This is a genomic window from Halostagnicola sp. A-GB9-2 (assembly GCF_030068615.1).
Taxonomy (GTDB): domain Archaea; phylum Halobacteriota; class Halobacteria; order Halobacteriales; family Natrialbaceae; genus Halostagnicola.
The window spans coordinates 135,280-159,043 of the sequence record NZ_JASJOC010000006.1 but is presented as its reverse complement, the minus strand read 5'-3'; the positions used below and the strand labels follow the sequence as shown (position 1 = coordinate 159,043).

The following is a 23,764-nucleotide window of genomic DNA, read 5'->3' as shown; positions in this document are numbered from 1 at the left end:
GACTAAACAGGGCTAATATGTTTGGAACTGCCGTTATTGCTCCCTACCTGTAACTGAGTCCATGACCTCGATCGTAGATATCAAACTCCCTATCGACGAAACCAGTCTCGGCGATGTCTCGGACACAGTTCCGACGCTTTCCTGTGAAATGGAACAAGTTATTTCCTCGAGAAACAGAACGTTGTGGCTCTCAGGAACAGATTTACCGGTGCTCGAATCCGCACTAGACGACGCGTCAACTGTCCGAAGCTATCAGCGAGTCGGCAGCGGAGACGGGCGATGGTTGTTCGACATCGACTTCGATCAAGATATCGTCGATATTTTCGAAATCGTCCAGTCGACAGACGGTACCGTCCTTTCTGCATCGGCGACGAATGGTTCCTGGCAGCTCAGGGTGCGGGTCGTCGAACGCGAAGCGCTACGCACGCTCTACGATCGGTTCCGCTCGGTGGATATCACGCCGGAGATCGTTCGCTTGTACGATCCAACGACGGAGATGCATTCCCGATACGGGATGACAAACCAGCAGTACGAAACGCTCCTCGCCGCGATCGATCACGGCTATTTCGAGATTCCCCGCGAAATATCGATGCAAGAGCTGTCCGACGAACTGGGCGTCTCCCATCAGGCTCTTTCGGAACGGCTTCGACGGGCGTATCAGGCCCTCGTGACAGCTGAACTCGAGAACGCCGACAGTCGGACGCCATCGAAATCCGTTCCGACAAACTGAACTGGTCGCGGGGGGGGCTCGCCCGTTTCAGAGAGGATGAGAAGAACACATATAGCAAGTGGCAGTAACATCAGTATACTTCTCCGTCCTCCCGACGGGTGTCACTCGCAAGCAGCACCGACATAATGCAGTTCGTGGTAGTTCTTGATGCAATGTGTGCACAATTTAACGATGACGACATCGGAAAGAGCGTCGTCAACGAAAACGGTGACGAGGTCGGAATCGTTGCAGATATCGAGCACGGTACCGCACACGTCAAACCAGATCCAGGGATTACGGACACGATAAAAGCGAAACTCGGCTGGCAGGGGACGGGCGACGACACGTTCCCACTTCAGGAGGCGGCGGTCGCCAGCGTTTCCGGCGACGAGATCAGACTCGAGGGTGATCTCGGAGACACCGGTACAGGTGCGGGTGCCGGCGCAGGTGCCGGATCCGCGACGGGGTCGGATATTGGCGATGAGACGGGAGTAGGTGGCGAGTCGATGCGAGAGGACGATGACGGCATCATGGACGACGACGACGGATTGATGGGTGACGATGACGGGATGGGATCCGATGATGACGGGCTGATGGACGACAGCGACGACGATGGCGGACTCATGGACGATGATGACGATGACGGGTTGATGGACGATAACGACGACGATGGCGGACTTATGGACGACGACAACGACGACGATGGCGGACTTATGGACGACGACAACGACGACGATGGCGGACTCATGGACGACGACGACGATGACGACACGATATAGTCCGTCTAGGTATTTCAGCACCTATTAACACGCTTGAGGGCGCTTTTAGACCGGAAGCGATCGCGTTTCGTAACTATCGCTTTTGTGATGGACGCATGGACAAATTTCGGCAATCATGAGTGTTCTACAGAGAGAACAGGCCGAGTGTCTCGGGGTCGTACGGAAATTTTCGATTTCCGTGACTGAGCGAATCGAGGCGAAGTGGGATCTCTGATCCCGCGAGGTCAGCGGGACTTCGTCCCGCCAGAATTTGCGATGTCCGCGAACGCGAAGCGTTCGCTTGATGACGAGACGCCGACGGCGTCTCGAACCACTTGACCCCGAGGCGGTTCACGGACGGGTGAACGACGGAACTCCCACCCTTCGTTCGTAGACGACCGTATAACCGGTTTCGTATCCGCTGACAATGGTCCTGTGACCAACGGCCTACGAACCGTTCGGAACCGAACCGGTTCGAGAATTTCGCTGACCGAAGCGTTATTCCTCGAGGGTGGATATGTTTCTCTATGGTCACTCCCTCCACATGTATTGGCTCGTCGGTCCGTGATCGGTTACCGAGAGTTCAATGGTAGTCGACGAGCTAACGCTCCGAGCCGAAGAGGCGACCCGCTGTGCCGAAGAGGCGGGCCTTGGACTCGAGCGACGGTACGAATCGTTTCTCGAGCAAGAGCGAACTGAATCGGTCTCTCGCCAGCGGTTCCGCACGCTCGTCGACCGGATCCGGCAAACTGGCGCGCCGTACGGCGTTCACACGATCGTCTATCGCCCGTCCGGAGAGTTACTGTTAGTCCGCCACGACGCCGTCGATCTCTGGGTGCTTCCCGGTGGTGGCATCGATCCCGGCGAATCGTTTCTCGAAACCGCACGTCGGGAACTGGCGGAAGAAGCGGGCGTCGATGCGTGTTACGACGGTCTCGCGATGATTACGCGTATCGAACTCGAGACGAACGGCTACCGAACGTGGGGTGTTTTACCGGTGTTTGCGGCGCGTGCGGAGACCACCACACCGGATATTTCGGATCCTGACGACGAGATTTCGGCCGCGAAATGGTTCGACACGTTGCCCGAAGATACCCGCGATAGAGCGGAGTTGCGTACCTGGCGAGCCCAGCGATTCGAGTAGACCGGCAGAACGAACGGCGAGACTCGGGAAAGTGAACGACCGTGCCGTCGAATCGGTCACGATTCACTCACAGCAGAGACGGTACGTTAGGCACCCGGGTTTCCGTGTGACACTCCCTCCCGCTGATCTGCCTGCATTCGTCGTAACGTTGCTCGACCATTGCTCGCCTCGTAGCCGAAGAGAACCGACTCGCTGTAGGCATCTGCAACCTCCGCGGCGTGGATCAGATCGTCGATTTCGATGTTTATCGCGTACAATTCGATGCTGAACGGAGTCTCGAGCGCGCTCTCGAATCCCTTCGCGATCGTCTCGAGCCAATAGGTCGTCGAGTAGGCCATGTCGTACAACGGAACGACGAACTCGTCGATGTGAGCCTCGAGTGCCTCGAGATCGATTCCCGCGCGTTCGTAGAGGTGGCCGGGATACGGGTCCGGATACAGCGTCATATAGACTCGACCGGGGATTCGCTCGACAGCCTCGGCGACGAACTCCGTGATGACGCTTGCACGCCATTCGAGGCAGTCGTCGTACTCGCTGGCTTCGAAGCCCTCCTGACAGGTATCACAGTGACAGTACTCTTCCCGCGGAAAACCGATATCGTCGAGTCGAACGTCTTCGTTAGCCGCGACGCAGTCGTCGATGATGTCGAAGAGGCCCTCGCGATACTCCTCTCGGGTCGGGCAGATGTAGGCCCAATCGAAGTACGGTTGGTCTCGAGTAGCGGCGTTGCCCTCCTTATCAACCGGAACGAGTGACGGCTCCGCGTCGGCAGCCGCATTATCACCGAAACAGGAGACCATATTCACCGCGTTCGGGACGGGTTCTGCAGACCTACCGGTCACGTCTTTGACTTCGTAGAAGGCGCGGTCGAACTCCGGCCACTCAAGTTCGTCTTCGTTCCGCGTGACGACGCCATACATAGTCGTTCGTACGACGCCGCACGGGTAAGCGGTTTGGGTTTCTCGTTTGCTGGTTGGGAAATCGTCCGGCGAACTTTGGCTCGAGCGATTCCCGTTCCAGTGTTCGTTCGGTCCGTTCGGTTGGTTTCAGGAAATTATTCCGTCTGCTCGGCCTGCTCAGCCGGTTCGAAATCGTATTCGACCTCCGAAGAGCCACCACCAGAGACGACCTTCCAGAGGACGGCGATTGCGAACAGGGCGACCAGGATTTTGAGTGTGCGCGACATACTCAGTACCAGCTACGGCCACAACGTACTTATGATTTCTGTTAGTTCACGGGCTTTGATCGATCAGCGAATCGGTTTTGTCGCCCTCGAGTGTCGATATCACTCAACGCGAAGTTCAGGTATCGATCAACGCCGGGATGTTTTCGCGGAAGATCGTCTCGCAGTACGAACACCGGACGGCATCGTCGAGCACGTCGAACTTCGAGGTAACCGGCTCGTCGCCGGTCGTGATACAACCGGAGTTCGAACATGAGAGAACGCCCTCGACCGAGTCGGGGCGGTCGACGCGAGATTTCTCGACGACTTCGTACTCCCGGACGATGTTGATCGTCGCGTCCGGTGCAATGAGCGTGAGGACGTCGACTTCGTCCTGACTCAGTTCGCGATCCTCGACTTTGATGATATCCTTTCTGGCGAATCGATCGGAGGGAACGTTCATCCCGATCGAAATCTCTTCGCCCTCGCTTCCGTCGATACCCAGGACTGCAAGGACGTTCAATGCCTGCCCGCTCCGGACGTGATCAATAACGGTTCCGTTGTGGATCTTGCTGACTCGGAGTTCGTGGTCGTGATCGTGGGTTTCGTTGCGGCCGGCCTCCTCATCGTGGTTGTCGTTACTCATCTGTCTCACCCAGAAGTAGATCGAGCAGAGCCATTCGAACGGGGACACCGTTGTGTGCCTGCTCGAAGTACGCCGCGTGGTCGGTCTCATCGATTTCGGGCGCGATCTCGTCTACTCGCGGCAACGGATGCATGACGGTCAGATCGTCGGCCGCAGCCGCCAGCGAGTCGGGGCCGATCTGGTACTCGCCCGCGACCTTCTGATACTCGTCCTCGTCCGGGAAGCGTTCGCGCTGAATTCGAGTCACGTACAGGACGTCCAGCGACGGCAGGATCTCCTCGAGTCCGTCGTGTTCACGAATCGACGCCCCCTCCTGGTGGAGGTCGTAGACGACCTCTCGTGGGAGCGCGAGACTGTCCGGACTGATAAAGTGTTGTCGGGCGTCGAACTTCGAGAGCGCGTACGCGAGTGAATGAACCGTTCGACCGTACTTCAGGTCGCCCATGATGCCGATCGTCAGATCGTCCAACCCCGCGTTCTCCCGAATCGTGTACAGGTCGAGCATCGTCTGTGTCGGATGGTGACCTGCGCCATCGCCGGCGTTTACCAGCGGCACGTCGACGAACTCGCTCGCCATCGTCGCCGATCCCTGTTTTGGGTGGCGCAAGACGAGCGCATCGGCGTACCCCTCGATTACTCGGATCGTATCTGCGAGGCTTTCACCTTTCGTCACGCTCGAGGATTCGACCGAACCGAGGTCGATAACGTCCCCGCCGAGACGTTTCATCGCGGTCTCGAAGCTCAGCTTCGTCCGCGTACTCGGTTCGAAAAAGAGCAAGCCGAGAAGCCGACCCGCGTGTTTGTCGGCGAAGGCCGACTGATCGTCGTCGATCTCGGCTGCGTGATCGAGGACGGTCTCGATAGCAGCGCGCGAAAGTTGTTTGCTCGTGATGAGGTGATCGTATCGCATCCGTTCGTGTACGCAGTTGCGTTCACCTTGAATCCCTCCGTTCTCCGGTCGCCGATTCACCCCGTAAGTTCAAGTAGGAAAACGGGACCAACCCGGCTATGATCGCAATTGCAGGGGCGAAAGGCGGCTGCGGAAAGACGACGACAGCGCTTGGACTCGCACAGGCGATTGGCCGTGCCGGAAACCCGACCATCGCCGTGGATGCCGATCGTCACCTCCCAAACCTCCACGTTGCCGCTCATGTCGATCGCGAGCCGACCGTCGATCGGGTCGGTGCGGACGGTACCGCCACAGATTTCGCACAACAGGTTCCTGATCACTCGGGCGTAGCCGTCCTTCCCGCCCCGAAAGCGGGAGAGGCGATGCAAACTCAACTCCGGACGCTCAGCACCGAGACGGCCGACATCGTACTGGACTGTCCCTCGGGCACGCGATCGGATCTCGCCGACCCGCTTTCGGTCGCCGATGCAGTCGTCGTCGTTACGACCACGACCGACGAGAGCCTCACCGCCGCGGCCAAAACGATCGATATCGCTCGTCGTCTCGATGCGACCGTCGTCGGAACGGTGCTTACGAAATGTGACACGGTGCCGACGCGGTATGACGATCGGATCGATGCCCCAATCCTCGCCACGATTCCCGACGTCGAACAGCCACTCGAGACGGCTTCAGCGTGTACTGCGTTCGATGGACTCGCTTCGGCGTTAGCATCGCAGGGATATCTATCCAGTACGATGCCCGTCGATAGTCCTCCGGATCGGCGACTCGAGACCGGCATCGATGCGCTCGATCGAGCGCTCGGCGGCGGGTTACCAACGGGCTCTGTCGTCGCCTACAGAGCCGATGCGGCGAGTCAATCCGAGCTACTGTTGTACGAACTCACTTCGGCGCGCCGGACGCTGTTTCTGACGACGGAGCGCTCTGTCGACGGCGTGTTGCGGACGATCGAGTCGACACGGGCAGACGTCGGCAGACCGACCGTCCGATCGGTCAGTGACGGCGACAGCCTCGAGGAAGTCACTCAGCTGATCGAAGCGTTTCCGGACGAATCGAACGTCGTCATCGATTCGATGGATCTGCTCGAGTACTCCGAGACCGCCCCCTACGTCGAATTTCTCAACCGACTCGACGAGCACATGTGCGAGACCAATAGCCTCGCGTTCTTACACTGTCTGAAGGGGCAGAACGAACCCGATAATCGTACGCGAACGGAACACTGCGCCGACGCCGTTTTCGATCTCCGAACCGACTGCTCCGGGGCCGAACTCGAGAATCACCTGTCGATACCGAAACTGCGGTGTGGCGGCCAACCGACCGAAGCGATCAAACTCGAGTTCACTGATGGCGTCGGGATCGATACGAGTCGGGATATCGCCTGATAGGGTCGATTATCCCTGTGTACCGGTTTGTCGCCAGAGCAGGGTGGCGACTGGCCGGAAATGACGTACACCGACCCTATGAGAACAGCCCGGTTTCGACGGATAAAGGCGGATGTTCTCGCGGCGGCGAGCATCAGGTTCCGGTCACGCCTGTCCCTGATCGCGTCCGAAAGAAAGTGTTCTCAGCAGTTAATAAAACGGCAAAAGACACTCGAGCGGTGCGAGCTACTCTTCGTCGACTGCGCCTTCGAGTTCGTCGACGATCTCGTCCGCATCGACGTCGGCGTCCTCGAGTGCGTCCTCGATGTCGCCGCCGCCCATACCGCCCATGCCACCGCCCATCATACCGGGCATGCCCATGCCGCCCATGCCGTCGATGGTTTCCTGAACGATGACGCGGTCGACGCCGATCTTGCTCATGACGTCCTGTGCGATCTGCTGTTTCGAGAACATCCACTGCTGGTTCATCGTCAGCTGTGGCGTCGCCTCGACGTAGAGCGTTTCCTTCTCGACCGTCTCGGTCTCGAACTCAGGCTCTGGGTCTTCGTCGTCCTCGTCCTCGTCGGGCTCGACGGGGACTTCCTCTTCGACTTCGTCCGTCTCGATCCAGAGTTCGAGCTTCTGGTCGAGGTACATCTCGATGAGGCCCTGAGCCTGCTGTTCGCGGTCGTCGACCTCCTCGAGGATTTCGTACTCGTACTCGACATCCTCGCCGGCCAGCGGGTGGTTGAAGTCGACGCGGGCGCGGCCGCCGATGATGGTACTAATGTAGCCGTGCTCGCCGTCGATGTGGACGTGTGCGCCGGGATAGCGGTCGTCCTCCTCGATTTTGTCGGCGCTGACGGTCTGGACGTCGTCAGGGTCGTACTCGCCGAATGCCTCCTCGGCGGAGATCGTGACAGTGCCTTCGTCACCGGCTTCCCCGCCAATGATCTCTTCTTCGACACCGTCGAAAATGTGGCCTTCACCGAGGACGATCGTTCGCGGCTCGAACTCGCGGTCCTCCTCGTCGACACCCTCTTCCTCGGCAACCTCAGCGTCGGTCGTGTCGACTAGCTGTCCTTCCTCGACGGTGCGTGCTGTGTAGGCGATTTCGACGAAGTCTCCGTTCTGGAGCCCCTCGACGGTCTCTTCTTCAGTTTCTTCGTCGACGTCATCGGCCTGCTCATCGAGCTCGGCCTCTTGATCCTCGGTCATACGTTGTACGTCCCCCTGTCTACATTTAAGGACGACGTTTTCGCGCCAGCACGTGGTTCGAGTGCATAACCTGAAAGCTCCGTTCCACAAACCGGGTAGAAACGACCGATACTTACCCTCCCTGTGCGTGGAAACGGGTATGTACGAGGTCGAAGTGAAAGTCCCTGCCGATCTCGAGCGCGTCCGCGATCGGGTGATCGAACTCGGGGCGACAGAGCTGGGAACCGTCGTTCAGACGGACACCTACTACGATGCTCCGCATCGGTCGTTCGCCGAAACGGACGAAGCGCTACGGATTCGACGGGAACGATCCATCGACGAGCAAAACGCGGAGGCCAACGTCACGTACAAAGGGCCGCTCGTGGACGACGAATCGAAGACGCGCGAGGAAATTGAAACCGGTCTCGAAGACGGGGAGGCCTTCGACGCGGTCTTGAAGAACCTTGGATTCGAACCGGCCGCGACGGTTCGAAAGGAACGCGAGCGCTTCGAGCTCGAGGCGTTCGACTCGTATACGATCACCTGTGATGCGGTCGACGACGTGGGTGAGTACGTCGAAGTGGAAACGATTGCTACCGACGCCGACCTCGAACCGGCACGCGAGGGCGCGTTCGAGGTGCTCGAGCAGCTTAGACTCGATCCGGACGAAACCGTCCAAACCTCCTATCTCGGCATGCTCCTCGAGGAGTAACCCGGCTCGATCGCCCGAGAGATTACCACTGTGCATATTATTGGGGCCAACTGTTTCCGCAAGTTATAGAACCACGCTCGATCAAGATCAGACAATGAGCGAGCGGAACATCAGAGTCGAACCGATCGAGCGTCGGGCTGTTGAGGATCAGGAAGTCGAAATCGTCGAGCGAAAGGGGATCGGTCACCCCGATTCGATCTGTGACGGTATCGCCGAAAGCGTCGCGGGAGCGCTCGCACGCGAGTATCTCGACCGCGTCGGGCAGGTCTTGCACTTCAACACGGACGAAACGCAACTCGTCGCCGGAGAAGCCGCGCCCGCGTTCGGCGGCGGCGAAGTCGTCGACCCGATCTATGTGCTCATCGTCGGACGAGCGACTAAACGCTACGAGGGAGAGATCATCCCGACCGAAACGATCGCGCTCAAAGCGGCGCGGGAGTACCTCGAGGCGGAGATTCCACAGCTCACCTACGGCGAGGATATCGTCGTCGACGTGAAGTTGGGCGAAGGAAGCGGCGACCTCCAGGAGGTCTTCGGAGAAGACGAAGTGACCGTTCCGATGGCGAACGACACAAGTTTCGGCGTCGGCCACGCCCCGCTTTCGGAGACCGAGCAGATCGTCTACAACGCCGAGAGTCGGCTCAACGGAGAATTCGCCGAAGAGAATCCGTATCTCGGTCCCGACGTGAAGATCATGGGCAAGCGCGAGGGTGACCAGATCGACGTCACCGTCGCGGCGGCCATGATCGACGAGTACCTCCCGAACATGGACGCGTACATCGACGCGGTCGAATCGGTGCGGGAGTTCGTCGAGACCATCGCCACGGAGTACACCGATCGAGACGTCAACGTATACGTCAACACCGCGGACGATTACGACCAGGGCGCGATATATCTGACCGTTACGGGAACGTCCGCCGAGCAAGGCGACGATGGATCCGTTGGGCGTGGCAACCGAGCGAACGGCCTCATCTCGCCGAATCGATCGATGTCGATGGAAGCGACCAGCGGAAAGAACCCGGTCAACCACATCGGAAAGATCTACAACTTGCTCTCGACCGACATCGCGGAACGGGTCGTCGATGAAGTCGACGGCATTCGGGACCTTCGCGTTCGATTGCTGAGCCAGATCGGCCGACCGATCGATCAACCGCACGTCGCAGACGTTCACGTCGTCACCGAAGACGGCGTCGTTCTCGCCGATGTCGAAGAAGAGATCCAGGCGATCGTCGACGATGGACTCGGCAACGTCACCGAGATTACCCGTCGCATCATCGACGGCGAACTGTCGACGTTCTAGACTCGACCGGTACTTTCAGAACGCGTTCGAGAGCGTTTCCGAACAGTTCTGTTTTCGCTCGATAGGGGAACAGAGAAGTCTCTCTTTGGCTTCGTCGGACCTGACGTGTACTGGAACGTCTCGTCGGCCTTCGGAATAATAATTAGCTCCCCTCGCAAACTACTATTACGAATCGAAACACCATGGTGTCAGCGTAGTGTCTACATCCGAAGCGAACGCTCGAGCGGTCGTTTTTGCGGTCGTCGCGAGCACCTTCTTTGTCGGGTTCGGCGGCGGCGTTATTTTCCCGATTCTCCCGAACCTCGGCGAAGTGCTCGGTATTTCGGCGGTGATGGTCGGTGTTATCCTGTCGGCTAATCGGTGGACGCGACTCTTTGCGAACGCGCCGGCGGGAATTCTCGTCGATCGTATCGGGACCCGAAAACCGTTTATCGCGGGCCTGGCGATCGAAGGCGTCGCGACGTTCGGCTACGTTGTTGCGATTCTCGCCCAGGACATCGCGTTTATCCCTGACGTTCCCGAGTTCTGGTTCGTCCTTTCGCGGGTTATGTGGGGGGTCGGAAGCGCACTCGTCTTCGCGACAGCGTACACGATTACGGCCGATATCAGCGAAGCCGACTCGCGAGGAACCAGTATGGGGATCGTTCGCGCGGGGATTACGTTCGGGTTCCCCGCAGGGATGGTTCTGGGCGGCCTCGTCAGCGAGATATACAGCAACGCGAGCGCGTTCATCCTCGCAGCCGCCTTCGCGGGTCTCGCGAGCGTTATCGCCTACTTTATCGTCCCCGAAACGCACGTCGAGGATCACAACACCTCGGTCAAACCGTGGGATGTCGAGTTGACCCTGCCGGCGGTCACCGTCGGCTTGGTCAACTTTGGGCTCTACTTCGCGTACATCGGCGTCCTGTTCTCGACGCTCGTGATCTACCTCGACGCCGAGGCGCTAACCCTGTCCGTGGATATACTCGGCTACACTATCGACTACGAAGAGCAGGGGACGTCCGGCATGTTGATGGCGGTCTCCGTTCTCGCCGGGGCGGTGTTCACCATTTCAGGAGGCGTGATTAGCGACAGCGTGGGAGCGCGCGTTCCCATTCTCGTCTTCTTCTTGATTACGAACTGCCTCGGGTTCGTCGTCCTGATCCTTTCCCCGTCGTTCTGGTACGTCGTCATCGCCTGCGCGCTGATCGGTGCCGGACAGGGCGGCGTCGGCGGCCCGCTTACGGCGCTGTTGGCAGACCTCACACCCGAAGACAGAATGGGGCGTGCGATGGCCACGAACAACGTCCTCGGCGATGTCGGTGGCGGGCTCGGTCCGCTGATCGCAGTACCGGTCGCGGAAGCCGTCGGCTTTAGCTTCATTTACACGCTTAGCGTCTTCATCCCGCTCTGTGCGGCTGTCATCCTCGTTGCAGGAATTTACAGTCACACGGGAAGTCTCAGCCCGACGGTCGACGAGTCGATCATTTAACGCGACCGCTCCGTCGTCCGCCCCTCGTAACCCCCTTATAGCCAGGGCCGTCTATCGAATCCTATGCACCCGCCGGGCGCTGATACCGTCCTCGTTCGCCACGGGGACCTAAACACTAAAAGCACGACGGTCAAGCGGTACATGCTCCGGATTCTCGTCGAGAATCTCGAGGCCGCACTCGAGGACCGGTCGGTTTCCGGTGAGGTCGATCGACGGTGGCATCGACCGCTGATCACCACTGACGAGGCCGACACCGCGGAGGCCGTCGAGGCCGCGGCGACGACCTTCGGAGTGGTCTCTGCGAGCGCCGCCGTTACCCTTCCACCCGAGCGGGACGAAATCTACGACGTACTCGAAGAAACCGCACGAGAGCACTACGACGGCGGCTCCTTCGCTGTCGACGCCAGACGGGCGGACAAACGGCTTCCATACACGAGCGAGGACCTCGCTCGAGAGGGCGGCACCGTCATCTGGGAGGCGGTCGAAGACGAGTTTGAGCCGGAAGTCGATCTCGACGATCCGGATCTCACGTTCGGTGTCGAGATTCGCGACGAAGAGGCGTTCGTCTACCTCGATTCAGTTTCCGGGCCCGGCGGTCTCCCGCTCGGCTCGCAGGAACCGATGGTCACGCTGGTCAGCGGCGGAATCGACTCGCCGGTTGCCGCCTACGAGATCATGAAACGCGGATCGCCGATCATCCCAATTTACGTCGATCTCGGCGATTATGGCGGGATCGATCACGAGGCTCGAGCGATGGAAACCGTTCGATCGCTCTCGCGGTACGCGCCGGATTTCGATATGCGCGTTTATCGCGTTCCCGGTGGTGACGTCGTTTCGAAGCTTGTCGAGCGAATGGAGGAGGGGCGAATGCTCTCGCTTCGACGGTTCTTCTATCGAGTGGCTGAGGAAACCGCCACTCGAACGGGTGCGAGCGGTATCGTGACCGGCGAGGCGATCGGGCAGAAATCGAGTCAGACCGCACAGAACCTGGGTGTGACGAGCCGCGTAACGGATTTGCCGATCCACCGACCCCTCCTCACCTGGGACAAACAGGATATCGTCGCGAAAGCCCGCGAAATCGGCACGTACACCGATTCGACGATCGACGCGGGTTGTAACCGGGTCGCCCCCGACCGGGCCGAGACGAACGCGCAACTCGAGCCGCTGTTGGCGGCCGAACCGGACGACCTACTCGAACGTGCAACGACGGCGGCCACGGATGCAGAGCTGATCGAACCTTGATATCCTCCTCGTCCTGAAATTCCGAGACATCACTTATCAGAGAGGTTCTCGACGTTGGGATAGACATACTGTAGTAGTCGTCCGCGAAGCGGGTTGTTCGTTGGTCTCCGGACGAAGAGTGAAAATTCGTAAGCGCCGGATATAGATAGATATGATACAGTTACTCGACCGTTTCGGATCGGTTACCCTCCTATAGCTATTCACTATTGTATGTACATCTGACACAACTTGGTACTGCCATTTGTACCATTCTAATTACAAAGGGCTGATAGTGGCAAGGTCGTCTCGATGCGGGTTCTGATCTTCGCGAATACGCCGGCACACGCCCACACGTACAGCAACGCCATCTCCCGACTCACCGAACGAGGCCACGACGTCCTCGTTCTGGCCCGTGAGTATGGATGCACAACTGACCTTCTGGATTTTTTTGGTATCACATACAGAGTGTACGGTAGCCACGAAACAACAGCATACTCTCGGCTCGAGTTCGCCCGCGAACTGGGCGGGCAACTCACAGAAATCGCGCTCGAAGCGCGACGGTTTCAACCGGACGTGATATTCGGACGGGGGCCCTACGCCGCGTTTTCGGGAACGATTACGACGGCGAACACGGTGTTGCTTCTCGACGACGAGCCGGGTGATTTCAACCACACCGTCTCGCAGCCGTTCGCCGACGCGATCATCACCCCACACGTCACGCGGCGAGATCTCGGGTCGGACCACTACACGTTCGACGGGTTCAAAGAGTGTGCGTACCTCCATCCAGCGGTCTACGAACCGATTCCGGATATCCGTGATCGACTCGGTGTCGAGGACGACGAACGGTACGCGATCGTACGGTTCAACGCCTTTGATGCACTCCACGACGTCGGTGCGGCGGGGTTTTCGCCGGCACAACGCGAGGACCTTCTCACCTCGCTCTCTGAAGAGGCGACTGTCTTCGTCTCCGACGAGGCCGGGACGATGGACCTCCGACAGTTACCGGCGCGCGAGTACGATCTCCATCCCGCGTTGATCCACGATGCGATCCGAGAAGCCCATCTCCTCGTCGCGGACACCGGAACGATCGTCACCGAAGCGGGTCTCCTCGGAACACCGGCCATCCGCTACGGCGGGACCGAGGACCGAGAGTTCGGAGAATTCGCCGCGCTCGAGGATGTGGGACTGATCGAGGACTGCGATCGATACGAGCACGTCAAGTCGCGAGCGCTCGAGTCCCTTCGAGACGAGAGCGTTCGCAGCCGTCGACGCGAACGCCGTGATGCCTACGTCGGGGGTCTCGTCAACCTCACGGAACTGATCGTCGACGTCGCCGAGGCACGCGGAAACGTCGAACGAGTCGTCTCGAGTAGCTCCAAACGGCCGCAGACGGCGCAGGTCCCAAACCAGTAAGGAAAATCGCTTCGATGGGAGCCCTTCGTCGACGAGACCGTTCGGAACAGATATTTCGGCTTCAGTACCGATCGAAAACCGGGCCAGAGGCGAAACCCACATTACCGAGTCCCGCACACATCCCAACAGTGACCCGCGTCTGTCTCATCGGAGAAGACGGTGTGAACCTCCAGTACGAACTGCTCTCTCGAGAGACCTCCAGGGACGCGCTGGCGACGTACGATCTCGAACGTCCGTTCGAGAACGCACTTGCGGTTCGAACCGTAAGCGTCGGAGCCGCGGTTTCGTTGCTCAACGATCTGCAGTGGTACCTCACTCGATTCGTCGACGAATGCCTCGTTCAGGAGCCGAGCATTGACGATGAGGAGTGGCTGTCGCGTCAGCTTGCCGAACAGCTTCGAAACGGCGATATCGACCCCGATACTACGGGAGAGTTCTGCAAGGTGTACGGCCTCGAGACACCTGCTTCTCGGGAAGACGAGAGCGACGGAACCGACACGCCGCCACATTCGGAGACGGATGGCGGCGGAGAATCCGACGGTGGATCGAGACGGACTCGACCGACGGGCCCCGAAGCCGACTCTGCGGACGATCCCGAGGGGTCGAATACAGAACGAACCGTCACGACAGCGTTCGGGCCGAAGGAACTGGTCGAGCCGCTGTACGTTCGCCGAATTGACGGCGACCTCCCCGAGTACGACCTCAGGGATGTCGAAGAAACACTCGTCGTTCGACTCACCGAATCGGAATTTACCCGATGACGGGCGGCACCGGCGTCACGACTGTTTCCGGTATCGGCAAGCCCGGCGACGCTGACGTTCGGCTGAGCTACCGTCGCGCCGGAACGTCCGGCGGCGATCCGGTCGTCTTGCTCCACGGCGGCGGCGTCGACGACGCGACGCTCTCCTGGCGACACGCGATCGACGCGCTCGCCGACGACTACCGAGTATACGCCCCTAACTGGCCGGGATACGGCGACAGCACCCCGATCGGCGAGCAGACGATCGACCGCTACGTTTCCGTCCTCGGGGGGTTTCTCGCCGAAACCGACCTCGATGACGAGTCGGTCTCCCTCGTCGGCATCTCGATGGGCGGTGCCGGCGCGCTCGGCTACGCACTCCGGCATCCGAAGAACGTCGACGCACTGGGTCTCGTCGACAGCTACGGGCTCGGACGGCGGATCCCCGGCGGTTCGTTCTTCAAAGGGGCGGCACACGTTCCCGGCGCGAACTCGCTCGGCTGGACGGCGATGAGCGTCTCGAGCGAAACGACGCGACTGGCGCTCGGAAACGTCGTCGCGAACCCGTCAGATCTCGACCCCAACTTCGTCGACGAGTTTCGATCTCGAGCGCGCCAACGGGGTGCTGGCGAGGCCTTCGAAGCCTTTCAGCGCGCAGAACTCACCGCAGAGGGCGAGGCTCGAACGGATTTCACCGACGAACTCGAGTCACTTTCGGTTCCGACGTTGCTGGTCCACGGCGTCGACGATCCGCTCTTTCCCGTTCGGTGGTCGAAACGCGCCCACGAACTGATTCCGAATTCGAGACTCGAGCTCGTCGACAACTGTGGTCACTGGGCTCCCCGCGAACGCCCAGAGGAGTTCAACGAAATTCTGCGAGAATTTCTCGAGAACGGTACCGATGACTGATTGTTTCTTCTACCCGGGTAGTTAACTCGAGTCGTCTCGTTCGGAGCTGGTTGTGTTTCCGCCCGCTTGATCAGAGCCCGTAGCGGAACCGAAGTACCCTTCATCGCCGGTTTCTGATCCCTCATCGCTGGCGCTGTCGGTGGCAATCCCGGTTCCGTACTCTCTCCCGTCGGCGTCGGTGATCGTCACCGAAAACGAAGACGGCTGTTCGTCGTCGACCGTCGCTCGGACGAGCGCGCCGACGGCAGTGATCTGTTGGGCGCACATATCACCATCCGTCTCCTCGTCGGTGACGTAGCCGCGAATCGTCACCGTTTCGTCATCGAGTTCGACGGTTTCGAGCACCATTTCGTAACAGAGATCCGTCGCGCCTCCCTCGAGCGAAAGTACCCTCGAGCCGTCGAAATCCGTCTCTGCGATGAACGCCGAAACGTCCTCGTCGGCCTCGAGACCGCGTTCTTCGGCCCAGTCCTCGGCGTCGGCTTCAGTTCTCAGCAGGTCTGCCTCGGGGGTTTCGGGTCGATCGGGGTGTCGGAAGCCGACGGGTTCGAACTCGAACGGATCGTCGTCTTGGTCGTCTTCGGTGCCGTTGTCCCCATCGTTCGAGCCGATTTCGTTCTCTGCCGTCGAGTCGGGTGAAGAGGCCAGTCCACCGTTATCCAAACAGCCTGCGGTGAGTGCGACCAATCCAATCGAACCGGCGATGACGTGACGTCTTGAAGGGCGTGACATGATAGGTGACGCTACACTGTTCGCGGTTATGTATCTCAGGCTAGCTGAAAAAGGTATTTTATCGAACGGTTCCCATTCCGAGTGCCACCGCCACGACGGCAGTTAGTCGAACAGCCCGGTCGAGAGATACCGTTCGCCGCTGTCCCAGAAGACCGTCACGACCAGCGGACAGTCGTCGAACTCACCGGAGCCCGCCCCGCTCAGTGTTCCACTACCGTCGGATCGGGTTTCCGGCGACGGCTGTGGTTCCGCGTCGAACGCATCCGGCACCTCGGGGCAGTTCAGTTCGGGTTCGGCGATGCGCTCTGCGACGCGTCGAGAGGCCAGACTCGTCGCGCCGCTGGACTGGCCGACAAGGATGCCCTCCTCGCGAGCGAGCCGCCGACACTCGTCTTCTGCGTCCTCGAGTCGAACCGTTTCTACCGAATCGATCAGTTCCCGGTCGAGATTATCGCTGATGAATCCCGGCCCCATTCCCTGGAACTCGTCGTTTCCGGATTCGCCCGTCGAGAGAACGGCGTTGCGCTCGGGTTCGACGGCGACAACGTCCATCTCTGGAAACTCCTCGCGGAGTCGTCGACCGATCCCCGAGAGGGTTCCGCCGGTGCCGACGCCGGCGACGAGGGCGTCGATTTCGCGTTCGCCGACCTGTTCGACGATTTCCTCACCCGTCGTTCGGTAGTGCGCTTCCGGGTTGGCCGGGTTCTCGAACTGACCGAGTTGAATCGCGCCCTCGGCTTCGAGTTCGTCCGCACGTTCGCGAGCGTCCTCCATCTCGCCGTCGACCAACTCGAGGTCAGCTCCGTAGGCGGACATGATTCGCCGTCGCTCCTCAGATTTCGAGGTCGGCATCACGATCGTGAGATCGTAGTCTCGAGCGGCACAGACGAGGGCGAGCCCGATACCGGTGTTGCCGCTGGTCGGCTCGACGAGCCGATCGCCCGGCTCGATCAGTCCCTCGCGCTCGGCCGCTCGCACCATCTCTCGCGCCGGTCGATCCTTGGCCGACCCGCCGGGGTTGAACGATTCGATCTTGGCCGCGATCGTCACACCCTCCGGCGAGTCCACCTGGACGAGCGGCGATCCGATGGTATCCAGGATGCTCCCCTTCATTAAAATCGCCTATGGAGTCGAGACGTAAACCGGTGCTGGACCTCGGCAGGACGTGCCGGTGTATTTTAGTCCCAGTTGTACAGCGCGTCCCGGAAGATGGCCTCGGCATCGGCCTCGGTCACCGGTCGCGGATTGCACCGGAGCAGTCGTTGTTGGGTCTCGACGGTCTGGCTCGCGAGCCAGTCGACGTCTTCCTCCGTAATCCCCGCAAGTTCGTTGAGGCCGCTCGGGATGACGTTGAGGTCTTGCTGGAGCCGAACGTACGCATCTCGAGCGAGATCAGCCGCTTCTCTGTCCCCCATCCCGCCCGTGTCGACGCCCAATAGTCTGCCCACCTCCGCGAACCGTTCGGGATCGCTGGCGGCGTTGTAGCCAAGCGTCGAAGCCGGCGTGAGGACGGCGATCGTTTCGCCGTGATAGGTGTGATATCGGTTTCCGACGGGGTAGGCCATCGCGTGACAGAGGCTCGCTCCGGCGGTGAGCCCCGCGATTGCGCCGAACAACGCACCCTTCAACATGCCCGCTCGAGCCTCGATGTCGTCGCCGTTGTGGACGGCGGTTCGAACGTTGCTCGAGAGCAGGTCGATCGCCTTCTCCGAAAACATCTCGGTGAGCTCCGTTCGGCCCGCGTAGACGGGTCGTTCCTGCGGATCCGTGGCGCGGAGCAATCCGTCGAAGGGGTGTGTCGTATAGCCCTCGATTGCGTGACCGAGCGCGTCCATCGCGGTTTTCGCCGTCGTGTCCGGCGGCAACGTCGTCGTGAACGTGGGGTCAAGTACGGCCGCGTCCGCGCGAATGTGGTTGCTCGAGATTCCTTCCTTGATGTCTTTTTCTTCCACGGAGAGAATCGCGACCGGCGAGATTTCGGCACCGGTTCCCGCCGTCGTCGGCATGAGGACGAGCGGCGGCCCCGACTCAGTCAGGTTCTCGCCATCGCCCGTCGGCTCGGCAATGTAATCGAGCACCTCGCCGCCGTTGGCGATCACCGCACGCGTCGTTTTGGCGACGTCGATACAACTCCCGCCGCCGAACCCGATGTAGAAATCGTAGCCGTCCCCGCCTTCGTTCTCGCGGACGAACGAGATGCAGTCGTCAACGACCTCGATCGAGGGTTCGCGTTCGACGCCGTCCCAGACGGTGGCGTCGTAGCCGGCGTCCTCGAGGTGGTCCGTTACGCGACCGACGTGACCGATCTGGCGGAGATTCTCGTCCGTAACGACCAGCCCGCGTGCTTCTTCCTCGACGCCGAGGTCTCGGAGCTGAAAGCCCAGTTCCTCGACCGCGTCGCGCCCGAATCGGATCTGGGGCATCTGTAGGTGCCAGACGGTTTCGGGCTCGATTGCGTGACTTTCAGCAGAAACCGACCGCTCGTAGCTCATTTGCCCCACCCGTCCTGAATCTCCTCGAACTGGTCGGTATCGTGACCGTAGACGACCTCCGCGTCGTATCGCCGTTCGAACGATTTGATTCGCCTGAGGCTGTCGAACCACTCGGTTTTGCCCCAGAGGAGCGACGCACCAAGGGGTTCTTCGTCCTCGTAATTGGGCGACTGGTAGACTTGATCGCCCGTGAAGACGACCGTTCCGTCGTCGTCGAGGTGGATCATCGTCCCGGTCAGACCGGGCGTGTGTCCGGGGAAGCGAACGAATTCGACGTCCTCGAAGTGGCGTTCCCGATCCTGGTGGAGGATCCGCCAGTTGAGGTCGTGATCGAAATCCTCGAGGATGTACGCGCCGCTTCCCTTGTCGGTCTTCGCGCTGTAGTAGGCGAACTTGAGTTCGCGCTCGTGGACGAAGATCGGTACGTCGGTGCCGTCGAAAAACTCCAACCCGCCGGCGTGGTCCAGGTGCAGGTGGGTCTGGAACACGTAGTCGATGTCACCGAGTCCGTAACCGTTCTCCTCGAGGACCTCGTCAAGCGGGTATTCGGCCGCGTCGTACGGATAGAACGCCTGTGCGAGTTCTTCGGGCCAATGGCCCTCGAGCGCGTCGTGATGCGAGCCGGTATCCCAGAGGATCGTCCCTTCGGGGTGGTCGATGACGAGGTTCCAGACGGGGATCTCCTCGTAGTCGAGATCCGGATTCGGCTCGGCTTTCGTTCCGAGCGTCTGGCCCTCGATCATGTAGTTTTGATCGCACTCGAGCGCGCCTCGATACAGGACGTCGATGGTAGCATCAACCATGATGAGACACCTCGACTCGCTACACCGGAATAATACATAATCGTTCGTGTTGTTCAAGTCAGTTGCAAGAGGTGGCGGTATACTATGGCCTCAAAACCCGATCATCAGCGGCCCGATCAAAACGCCCATCAGGTGCACCCGTCGAGTGCGAAGCCGTACCGGAACCATGCCAATCCCGGCCGCAGCGACGAACACGCCGACGCCGACGAACCCGGTGAAGAGATACGAGAGCACGAGCAGGAGGCCGAGGACGGCAGTCGAAATCTTCCAGTAGGACAGCCGGCCGACGAACTCGAGGTAGAAGTCTCCGATAACGATCACGAGAAGGAATCCGGCGACGCCGGCGAGTACGATACTCAAGAGTAAGATCGGAAGCTCGAGCGGCGCGTTCGCGTTTTCGAAGGCGACCATGACGCCAGTTCGGGGTTGTCCGATCGCGACGAGCGCAAAGAGGGCGAAAATCGAGTTTGCCGTGTCGACGCCGCTCGTCGCGACGATGTACCCCCTGTCACCCGATTCGCCCGGAACGAGAACGAGGACGGCGACCGCCGCGATGGCCGCGGAGATACCGGGAATGTAGCCGACGACGGCTCCAGCGAACGCGCCCGCGAGCGCCGTTAGGCCGACCAGTCGACGCGACAGTCGAATCTCCTCGTCGTGTTGGTACGGAACCCCGCCGCCGCGGATCGCGTCGATCAGGACGGGTGCGCCGAACAACCCCGCGAACAGCGGCGCGAGCATCCCGCCGGCTTCGAGGGGCGAGTCCGGCTCGAGATCGAGCGTGAGCCCGCCAAGTGCGGCGGCGAGTGTAAAGGAAAGCATCGCGCCGAAACGGCGTTTCCACGTGTACTCCGAGGCGACCAGCGCAACGACGACCATCGCCAGCACGAGCGGAAGATTCGAACGGATCGTCGGATAGGCGGCGGTGACGCCCCAGGTGATCGGAAGCGCGAGGGGGACGGCCGCGATCACGGCGAGGATACTCCCAAGCGCGGAGAGTCGAATCGCCTCGTAACCCCGGCCATCCATCACCATTCGATGGGCAGGGAGTGCGGTGATCGCCATCTCCGCGTCGGGCACCCCGAGTGCCATCGCCGGAACCGCGTTGACGAACGTGTGGACGACACCTGCCGCGAGCATTGCACAGCCGACGAAAAGCGGCGGCCCTGGAATCGACGGAGCGACCCCCGCAAGCAACAGTGCAAAATTGTTCGCGTGCAATCCCGGAATCAAGCCGCTACAACTTCCGAGTACAACCCCCGCGAGAACCCAGGCGACTAACCGGGCCGAAAGCGCTGGATCCGTGAGCAACTCGAGTGCGGAGACGGCCATACCCGGTCTGGCCGCGGAATCGGTTATCAATTCTCGGACGGCCAGTGAGAATCGAGTCTCCGACGAGTGAAAATCGCGTAAGACGGAGCCGGAGCTATCGCGTTATCGTTGAAAGAAAATAACGGGATTGAATCGTTTAGAGACGAGTTATCCGAAGAGTTCGCCGAGCCCTTCGCCGCCGTCGCCTTCGTCCTCGTCGTCTTCGTCCTCATCGTCGGCACCTGCATCGGCGTCGCCGCCTTCGTCAGCGGCCTCCTCGTCTCCGCCGTCGTCAGCGCCGCCTGCTGCGGCTGCGCCGCCTGCTGCGCCGCCCGCGGCAGGAACTGCGGCGGCCTCGTCGACGGCCTCGTCGATGTCGACGTCCTCGAGTGCGGCGACAAGCGCCTTGACTCGAGACTCTTCGACGTCGACGCCGGCTGCGTCGAGCACGTCCGTCAGGTTGTCTTCGTTGATCTCTTCGTCCGTTTCGTTCAGGATGAGTGCAGCGTATACGTATTCCATTGTTGTAACCTCTATTAACCGAACATTTCGCCGAGCCCTTCGCCGCCACCGGAATCGTCATCGTCGTCTTCGTCGTCCGCTTCGTCTTCGGTGTCAGCGTCGGACTCCTCGTCTTGATCGTCAGCCGATTCGTCTTCGTCGGGCTCTGCCTGTGTGACAGCCGGTGCCTCGACACCCTGGAGTTCCTCCGGAAGCGCCTCTTCGTCCTCGATCTGGGCGGCGAGCGCACGAAGCTGTGCGTCCGCTTTGCTCACGAGGTCGTCGGCGAGATCCGGGGATTCGATCGACGCCTGCAGGCCGAGGCTCTTGGCCTCGCCCGTCGCTTTCGCGATGAGCGTCGGTGCGGTCGACTCGGTCGGGAACGTCGCGTTGACCGCGAGGTTCCGTGCACGAGCGGCCGCGGTGGCCACGTCGCTCTCGTAGGCTTCGATGTCGATGTCGAGATCTTCGGGATCGAACTGGACGCCCTCGGCGACAACCGAACGAAGGTCGAGTCCGACCTCCTTCGGCTCGATACCGAGTTCGTTGAGAACGTTCGAGAGGTCAGTTGAGACCTCTTCTCCGGCTTCGAGGACGGTCGAGTCCTCCATCACCTGAATCGAACCGTCCTCGATGCGTGCGTTGGCACCCACGCTCTGCAGTTCGCCGACGAACGGCCCCGGATCGACGCCGGTGTCACCCTCCGGGATGACGATGTCGTTCGGGGCAACCTCGCCCTCGTTGATCGGGGCGGGGGTCTTCGACGCCTCGAGTTCCTTGTAGAGTGCGAACGGATTGCTATCCGTCGCAACCAGACCGACCTGTCCCTCAATATGAGGAACGAGTTCGTCGAATCCGGCTTTCTCGAGTGCGTGGGTCTGAAGCGTGTTTCGGCTGACGCGGACCACGGCGGTGCCGTGGAGACCGCGGCGCATGTCCTGGAGCTGTTTGCTTGGAATGCCGGCGATGCCGACGACGCCGACGCTCTCGTAGTTCTCGATGATCTCCGAGAGTTCGGCGACTTCCTCTTCTTTCCACTGTGGAAGGTTCTCAGTTTTGCGCTCGGCTTCTGCGCTCATCTCAGGCCACCTCCACGGACGGGCCCATCGTCGTCTTCAGGAAGACTGAATCGATGTTCTGTGGACCCTTTTCGAGGTCGGCGTGCAGTCGGCGAAGGATAACGTCGACGTTGTCGGCGATATCCTCTGCCTCCATATCTTCGGCACCGACGCGCGTGTGGAACGTGCGCCGGTCCCGGGAGCGAATTTGAACCGTGTTCTTGAGTCTGTTGACGGTCTCGACGACATCCTGGTCGTGCGAGAGCGGGTCCGGCATCTTCCCTCGCGGACCGAGAATGGTCCCGAGGTGCCGTGCGATATCTTGCATCATCGCCTCTTCGGCGATGAAGAAGTCCGTCTCGTCTGCGAGGTCTTTGGCCTCGTCGTCGTCCAGATCGGCCACGTCGTCGCCCGAGAGAACGTCGTCCGCGACTTCTTCTGCGCGGACTGCAGTTTCTCCCTCGGCGATGACGATAATCTGAGTTTCTTGGCCGGTTCCGGACGGCAAGACGACGGACTCGTCGACACGATTCGACGGTTCGTCTAGGTCTAGGTCGCGCAAGTTAACTGCGAGGTCGACCGTTTCGGTAAAGTTCCGATCCGGTGAGTCCTCGAGCGCTCGAGCGACTGCTGTTTCAATATCCGAGTTTGCCATCGTTCACCTCCGTAGTACGCAGGGATGCTCCTACGGGTCAGTGAAACAGGCGAAGCCTGTCTCCTTTGAGAGAAGTCCCATGACGAACTTAAACCCGTCGAACCACGCTCTCGCGGGACCACGACGAGATGAGAGGGGACTGCATGGCAACCGGATGGGACTACGCTTTCCGATTGGTCTACAGATTAGTCTTCGAACTCCTTCGAATCGGGGAGCGGATCCTCCTCGTCGGTTCGCATCCACTCGAGTTCGAATTCGATGCTTCGCTCGACGCCGCCGTCTTCCGGTTCGTCCTCGAGTTCGACCTCGAACTCGAGCGAATCGGGCGGGGCGATCGAAACGGTGTTGTCGCCGATTTCGATATCGAAGTCGCCGGACTCGCGCAGGTTCTCTGCGAACGTCTCGAGGTGCGTTGCGATGTCTTCGCGCGAAAGCGTCCCTTCGTACTCGACTTCGATCTCCTCTTCGTCGCTCATGGATTCCTTTTCTGAACGAAGATGAATAATCGCCGTCCTTGAATTTGCCAGCAACTTTGACATCCTCCCGCCCCTAAAGGGACGAGA

25 protein-coding genes are annotated in these 23,764 nt (G+C 60.3%); 11 read left to right on the top strand and 14 right to left on the bottom strand.

What is annotated here, in order from left to right; genetic code table 11:
- Positions 1 to 61: 61 nt before the first annotated feature.
- From QNM96_RS15510 to QNM96_RS15500, 3 genes are all read left to right on the top strand, one after another.
- Positions 62 to 730, top strand: a complete 669-nt coding sequence (locus QNM96_RS15510; protein WP_283837488.1) for a helix-turn-helix domain-containing protein — start codon at positions 62 to 64, stop codon at positions 728 to 730.
- A gap of 152 nt (positions 731 to 882) precedes the next feature.
- Positions 883 to 1,488, top strand: coding sequence for a hypothetical protein (locus tag QNM96_RS15505; protein WP_283837487.1), 606 nt, complete (start codon positions 883 to 885; stop codon positions 1,486 to 1,488).
- A 565-nt stretch (positions 1,489 to 2,053) separates the two neighbouring features.
- Positions 2,054 to 2,611 carry an NUDIX domain-containing protein gene (locus QNM96_RS15500; RefSeq protein WP_283837486.1) on the top strand — a complete coding sequence of 186 codons (558 nt, stop codon included), beginning with the start codon at positions 2,054 to 2,056 and terminating at the stop codon, positions 2,609 to 2,611.
- Positions 2,612 to 2,697: 86 nt separating this feature from the next.
- On the opposite strand, the gene QNM96_RS15495 is transcribed toward QNM96_RS15500, so the two are convergent.
- The 4 genes from QNM96_RS15495 to pyrB form a co-directional block, all read right to left on the bottom strand.
- On the bottom strand, positions 2,698 to 3,531 hold the full coding sequence (locus QNM96_RS15495; RefSeq protein WP_283837485.1) for a hypothetical protein: 834 nt from the start codon (positions 3,529 to 3,531) through the stop codon (positions 2,698 to 2,700).
- Positions 3,532 to 3,665: 134 nt separating this feature from the next.
- Positions 3,666 to 3,797: a hypothetical protein gene (locus tag QNM96_RS15490; RefSeq protein WP_283837484.1), complete on the bottom strand. Its 132-nt coding sequence runs from the start codon at positions 3,795 to 3,797 to the stop codon at positions 3,666 to 3,668.
- 115 nt (positions 3,798 to 3,912) lie between these two features.
- Positions 3,913 to 4,419, bottom strand: coding sequence for an aspartate carbamoyltransferase regulatory subunit (gene pyrI / locus QNM96_RS15485; protein ID WP_283837483.1), 507 nt, complete (start codon positions 4,417 to 4,419; stop codon positions 3,913 to 3,915).
- Positions 4,412 to 5,329 carry an aspartate carbamoyltransferase gene (gene pyrB, locus QNM96_RS15480; RefSeq protein WP_283837482.1) on the bottom strand — a complete coding sequence of 306 codons (918 nt, stop codon included), beginning with the start codon at positions 5,327 to 5,329 and terminating at the stop codon, positions 4,412 to 4,414. The genes pyrI and pyrB overlap by 8 nt, the downstream gene beginning before the upstream one ends.
- A gap of 98 nt (positions 5,330 to 5,427) precedes the next feature.
- On the opposite strand from pyrB, the gene QNM96_RS15475 reads away from it, so the two are divergent.
- Positions 5,428 to 6,708, top strand: a complete 1,281-nt coding sequence (locus tag QNM96_RS15475) for a P-loop NTPase (protein ID WP_283837480.1) — start codon at positions 5,428 to 5,430, stop codon at positions 6,706 to 6,708.
- A 225-nt stretch (positions 6,709 to 6,933) separates the two neighbouring features.
- Here QNM96_RS15475 and QNM96_RS15470 read toward each other — a convergent pair whose 3' ends face one another.
- On the bottom strand, positions 6,934 to 7,905 hold the full coding sequence (locus QNM96_RS15470; RefSeq protein WP_283837478.1) for a peptidylprolyl isomerase: 972 nt from the start codon (positions 7,903 to 7,905) through the stop codon (positions 6,934 to 6,936).
- 139 nt (positions 7,906 to 8,044) lie between these two features.
- Between QNM96_RS15470 and cyaB the strand changes: the two genes are divergently transcribed.
- The 7 genes from cyaB to QNM96_RS15435 all read left to right on the top strand — a co-directional run bounded on the left by cyaB (position 8,045) and on the right by QNM96_RS15435 (position 15,649).
- Positions 8,045 to 8,596 carry a class IV adenylate cyclase gene (cyaB, locus tag QNM96_RS15465; protein ID WP_283837476.1) on the top strand — a complete coding sequence of 184 codons (552 nt, stop codon included), beginning with the start codon at positions 8,045 to 8,047 and terminating at the stop codon, positions 8,594 to 8,596.
- Between the two features lie 94 nt (positions 8,597 to 8,690).
- A complete protein-coding gene (locus QNM96_RS15460; protein WP_283837475.1) occupies positions 8,691 to 9,896 on the top strand; it encodes a methionine adenosyltransferase in 1,206 nt (401 codons plus the stop codon).
- A 196-nt stretch (positions 9,897 to 10,092) separates the two neighbouring features.
- Positions 10,093 to 11,367 carry an MFS transporter gene (locus QNM96_RS15455; RefSeq protein ID WP_283837474.1) on the top strand — a complete coding sequence of 425 codons (1,275 nt, stop codon included), beginning with the start codon at positions 10,093 to 10,095 and terminating at the stop codon, positions 11,365 to 11,367.
- 63 nt (positions 11,368 to 11,430) lie between these two features.
- Positions 11,431 to 12,609, top strand: coding sequence for a tRNA sulfurtransferase (locus QNM96_RS15450; RefSeq protein WP_283837473.1), 1,179 nt, complete (start codon positions 11,431 to 11,433; stop codon positions 12,607 to 12,609).
- A gap of 288 nt (positions 12,610 to 12,897) precedes the next feature.
- Positions 12,898 to 14,001: a DUF354 domain-containing protein gene (locus tag QNM96_RS15445; protein ID WP_283837472.1), complete on the top strand. Its 1,104-nt coding sequence runs from the start codon at positions 12,898 to 12,900 to the stop codon at positions 13,999 to 14,001.
- A 128-nt stretch (positions 14,002 to 14,129) separates the two neighbouring features.
- A complete protein-coding gene (locus QNM96_RS15440; RefSeq protein WP_283837471.1) occupies positions 14,130 to 14,762 on the top strand; it encodes a DUF5804 family protein in 633 nt (210 codons plus the stop codon).
- Positions 14,759 to 15,649 (top strand): alpha/beta fold hydrolase, encoded by an 891-nt coding sequence (locus tag QNM96_RS15435; protein ID WP_283837470.1) that lies wholly within the window; start codon positions 14,759 to 14,761, stop codon positions 15,647 to 15,649. The genes QNM96_RS15440 and QNM96_RS15435 overlap by 4 nt, the downstream gene beginning before the upstream one ends.
- A gap of 21 nt (positions 15,650 to 15,670) precedes the next feature.
- Here the strand turns inward: QNM96_RS15435 and QNM96_RS15430 are convergent, their stop codons facing one another.
- The 9 genes from QNM96_RS15430 to QNM96_RS15390 form a co-directional block, all read right to left on the bottom strand.
- Positions 15,671 to 16,381, bottom strand: coding sequence for a hypothetical protein (locus tag QNM96_RS15430; RefSeq protein WP_283837468.1), 711 nt, complete (start codon positions 16,379 to 16,381; stop codon positions 15,671 to 15,673).
- A gap of 102 nt (positions 16,382 to 16,483) precedes the next feature.
- The gene (locus QNM96_RS15425) at positions 16,484 to 17,494 is read right to left on the bottom strand and encodes a PLP-dependent cysteine synthase family protein (RefSeq protein ID WP_283837466.1); all 1,011 of its coding nucleotides are present in this window, start codon (positions 17,492 to 17,494) and stop codon (positions 16,484 to 16,486) included.
- Positions 17,495 to 17,559: 65 nt separating this feature from the next.
- On the bottom strand, positions 17,560 to 18,873 hold the full coding sequence (locus tag QNM96_RS15420; protein WP_283837464.1) for a hydroxyacid-oxoacid transhydrogenase: 1,314 nt from the start codon (positions 18,871 to 18,873) through the stop codon (positions 17,560 to 17,562).
- Positions 18,870 to 19,676: an N-acyl homoserine lactonase family protein gene (locus QNM96_RS15415; protein ID WP_283837462.1), complete on the bottom strand. Its 807-nt coding sequence runs from the start codon at positions 19,674 to 19,676 to the stop codon at positions 18,870 to 18,872. The genes QNM96_RS15420 and QNM96_RS15415 overlap by 4 nt, the downstream gene beginning before the upstream one ends.
- A 90-nt stretch (positions 19,677 to 19,766) precedes the next feature.
- Positions 19,767 to 21,008 (bottom strand): tripartite tricarboxylate transporter permease, encoded by a 1,242-nt coding sequence (locus QNM96_RS15410; RefSeq protein ID WP_283837461.1) that lies wholly within the window; start codon positions 21,006 to 21,008, stop codon positions 19,767 to 19,769.
- Positions 21,009 to 21,155: 147 nt separating this feature from the next.
- On the bottom strand, positions 21,156 to 21,509 hold the full coding sequence (rpl12p, locus tag QNM96_RS15405; RefSeq protein ID WP_283837460.1) for a 50S ribosomal protein P1: 354 nt from the start codon (positions 21,507 to 21,509) through the stop codon (positions 21,156 to 21,158).
- A gap of 14 nt (positions 21,510 to 21,523) precedes the next feature.
- Entirely contained in the window at positions 21,524 to 22,567 is a 1,044-nt protein-coding gene (locus QNM96_RS15400; protein ID WP_283837459.1) for a 50S ribosomal protein L10, read from the bottom strand.
- A 1-nt stretch (position 22,568) separates the two neighbouring features.
- Positions 22,569 to 23,201 (bottom strand): 50S ribosomal protein L1, encoded by a 633-nt coding sequence (locus QNM96_RS15395; RefSeq protein ID WP_283837457.1) that lies wholly within the window; start codon positions 23,199 to 23,201, stop codon positions 22,569 to 22,571.
- Positions 23,202 to 23,386: 185 nt separating this feature from the next.
- Complete coding sequence (locus tag QNM96_RS15390) at positions 23,387 to 23,677, bottom strand: amphi-Trp domain-containing protein (protein ID WP_283837456.1); 291 nt, start codon at positions 23,675 to 23,677, stop codon at positions 23,387 to 23,389.
- Between the last annotated feature and the right edge of the window lie 87 nt (positions 23,678 to 23,764).

What these genes read in the sequence shown, in the direction of transcription:
- QNM96_RS15510 (WP_283837488.1), top strand. Translation starts at nt 62, where the DNA reads ATGACCTCGATCGTAGATATCAAACTCCCTATCGACGAAACCAGTCTC.
- QNM96_RS15505 (WP_283837487.1), top strand. Translation starts at nt 883, where the DNA reads ATGTGTGCACAATTTAACGATGACGACATCGGAAAGAGCGTCGTCAAC.
- QNM96_RS15500 (WP_283837486.1), top strand. Translation starts at nt 2,054, where the DNA reads ATGGTAGTCGACGAGCTAACGCTCCGAGCCGAAGAGGCGACCCGCTGT.
- QNM96_RS15495 (WP_283837485.1), bottom strand. Translation starts at nt 3,531, where the DNA reads ATGTATGGCGTCGTCACGCGGAACGAAGACGAACTTGAGTGGCCGGAG.
- QNM96_RS15490 (WP_283837484.1), bottom strand. Translation starts at nt 3,797, where the DNA reads ATGTCGCGCACACTCAAAATCCTGGTCGCCCTGTTCGCAATCGCCGTC.
- pyrI (WP_283837483.1), bottom strand. Translation starts at nt 4,419, where the DNA reads ATGAGTAACGACAACCACGATGAGGAGGCCGGCCGCAACGAAACCCAC.
- pyrB (WP_283837482.1), bottom strand. Translation starts at nt 5,329, where the DNA reads ATGCGATACGATCACCTCATCACGAGCAAACAACTTTCGCGCGCTGCT.
- QNM96_RS15475 (WP_283837480.1), top strand. Translation starts at nt 5,428, where the DNA reads ATGATCGCAATTGCAGGGGCGAAAGGCGGCTGCGGAAAGACGACGACA.
- QNM96_RS15470 (WP_283837478.1), bottom strand. Translation starts at nt 7,905, where the DNA reads ATGACCGAGGATCAAGAGGCCGAGCTCGATGAGCAGGCCGATGACGTC.
- cyaB (WP_283837476.1), top strand. Translation starts at nt 8,045, where the DNA reads ATGTACGAGGTCGAAGTGAAAGTCCCTGCCGATCTCGAGCGCGTCCGC.
- QNM96_RS15460 (WP_283837475.1), top strand. Translation starts at nt 8,691, where the DNA reads ATGAGCGAGCGGAACATCAGAGTCGAACCGATCGAGCGTCGGGCTGTT.
- QNM96_RS15450 (WP_283837473.1), top strand. Translation starts at nt 11,431, where the DNA reads ATGCACCCGCCGGGCGCTGATACCGTCCTCGTTCGCCACGGGGACCTA.
- QNM96_RS15445 (WP_283837472.1), top strand. Translation starts at nt 12,898, where the DNA reads ATGCGGGTTCTGATCTTCGCGAATACGCCGGCACACGCCCACACGTAC.
- QNM96_RS15435 (WP_283837470.1), top strand. Translation starts at nt 14,759, where the DNA reads ATGACGGGCGGCACCGGCGTCACGACTGTTTCCGGTATCGGCAAGCCC.
- QNM96_RS15430 (WP_283837468.1), bottom strand. Translation starts at nt 16,381, where the DNA reads ATGTCACGCCCTTCAAGACGTCACGTCATCGCCGGTTCGATTGGATTG.
- QNM96_RS15425 (WP_283837466.1), bottom strand. Translation starts at nt 17,494, where the DNA reads ATGAAGGGGAGCATCCTGGATACCATCGGATCGCCGCTCGTCCAGGTG.
- QNM96_RS15420 (WP_283837464.1), bottom strand. Translation starts at nt 18,873, where the DNA reads ATGAGCTACGAGCGGTCGGTTTCTGCTGAAAGTCACGCAATCGAGCCC.
- QNM96_RS15415 (WP_283837462.1), bottom strand. Translation starts at nt 19,676, where the DNA reads ATGGTTGATGCTACCATCGACGTCCTGTATCGAGGCGCGCTCGAGTGC.
- QNM96_RS15410 (WP_283837461.1), bottom strand. Translation starts at nt 21,008, where the DNA reads ATGGCCGTCTCCGCACTCGAGTTGCTCACGGATCCAGCGCTTTCGGCC.
- rpl12p (WP_283837460.1), bottom strand. Translation starts at nt 21,509, where the DNA reads ATGGAATACGTATACGCTGCACTCATCCTGAACGAAACGGACGAAGAG.
- QNM96_RS15400 (WP_283837459.1), bottom strand. Translation starts at nt 22,567, where the DNA reads ATGAGCGCAGAAGCCGAGCGCAAAACTGAGAACCTTCCACAGTGGAAA.
- QNM96_RS15395 (WP_283837457.1), bottom strand. Translation starts at nt 23,201, where the DNA reads ATGGCAAACTCGGATATTGAAACAGCAGTCGCTCGAGCGCTCGAGGAC.
- QNM96_RS15390 (WP_283837456.1), bottom strand. Translation starts at nt 23,677, where the DNA reads ATGAGCGACGAAGAGGAGATCGAAGTCGAGTACGAAGGGACGCTTTCG.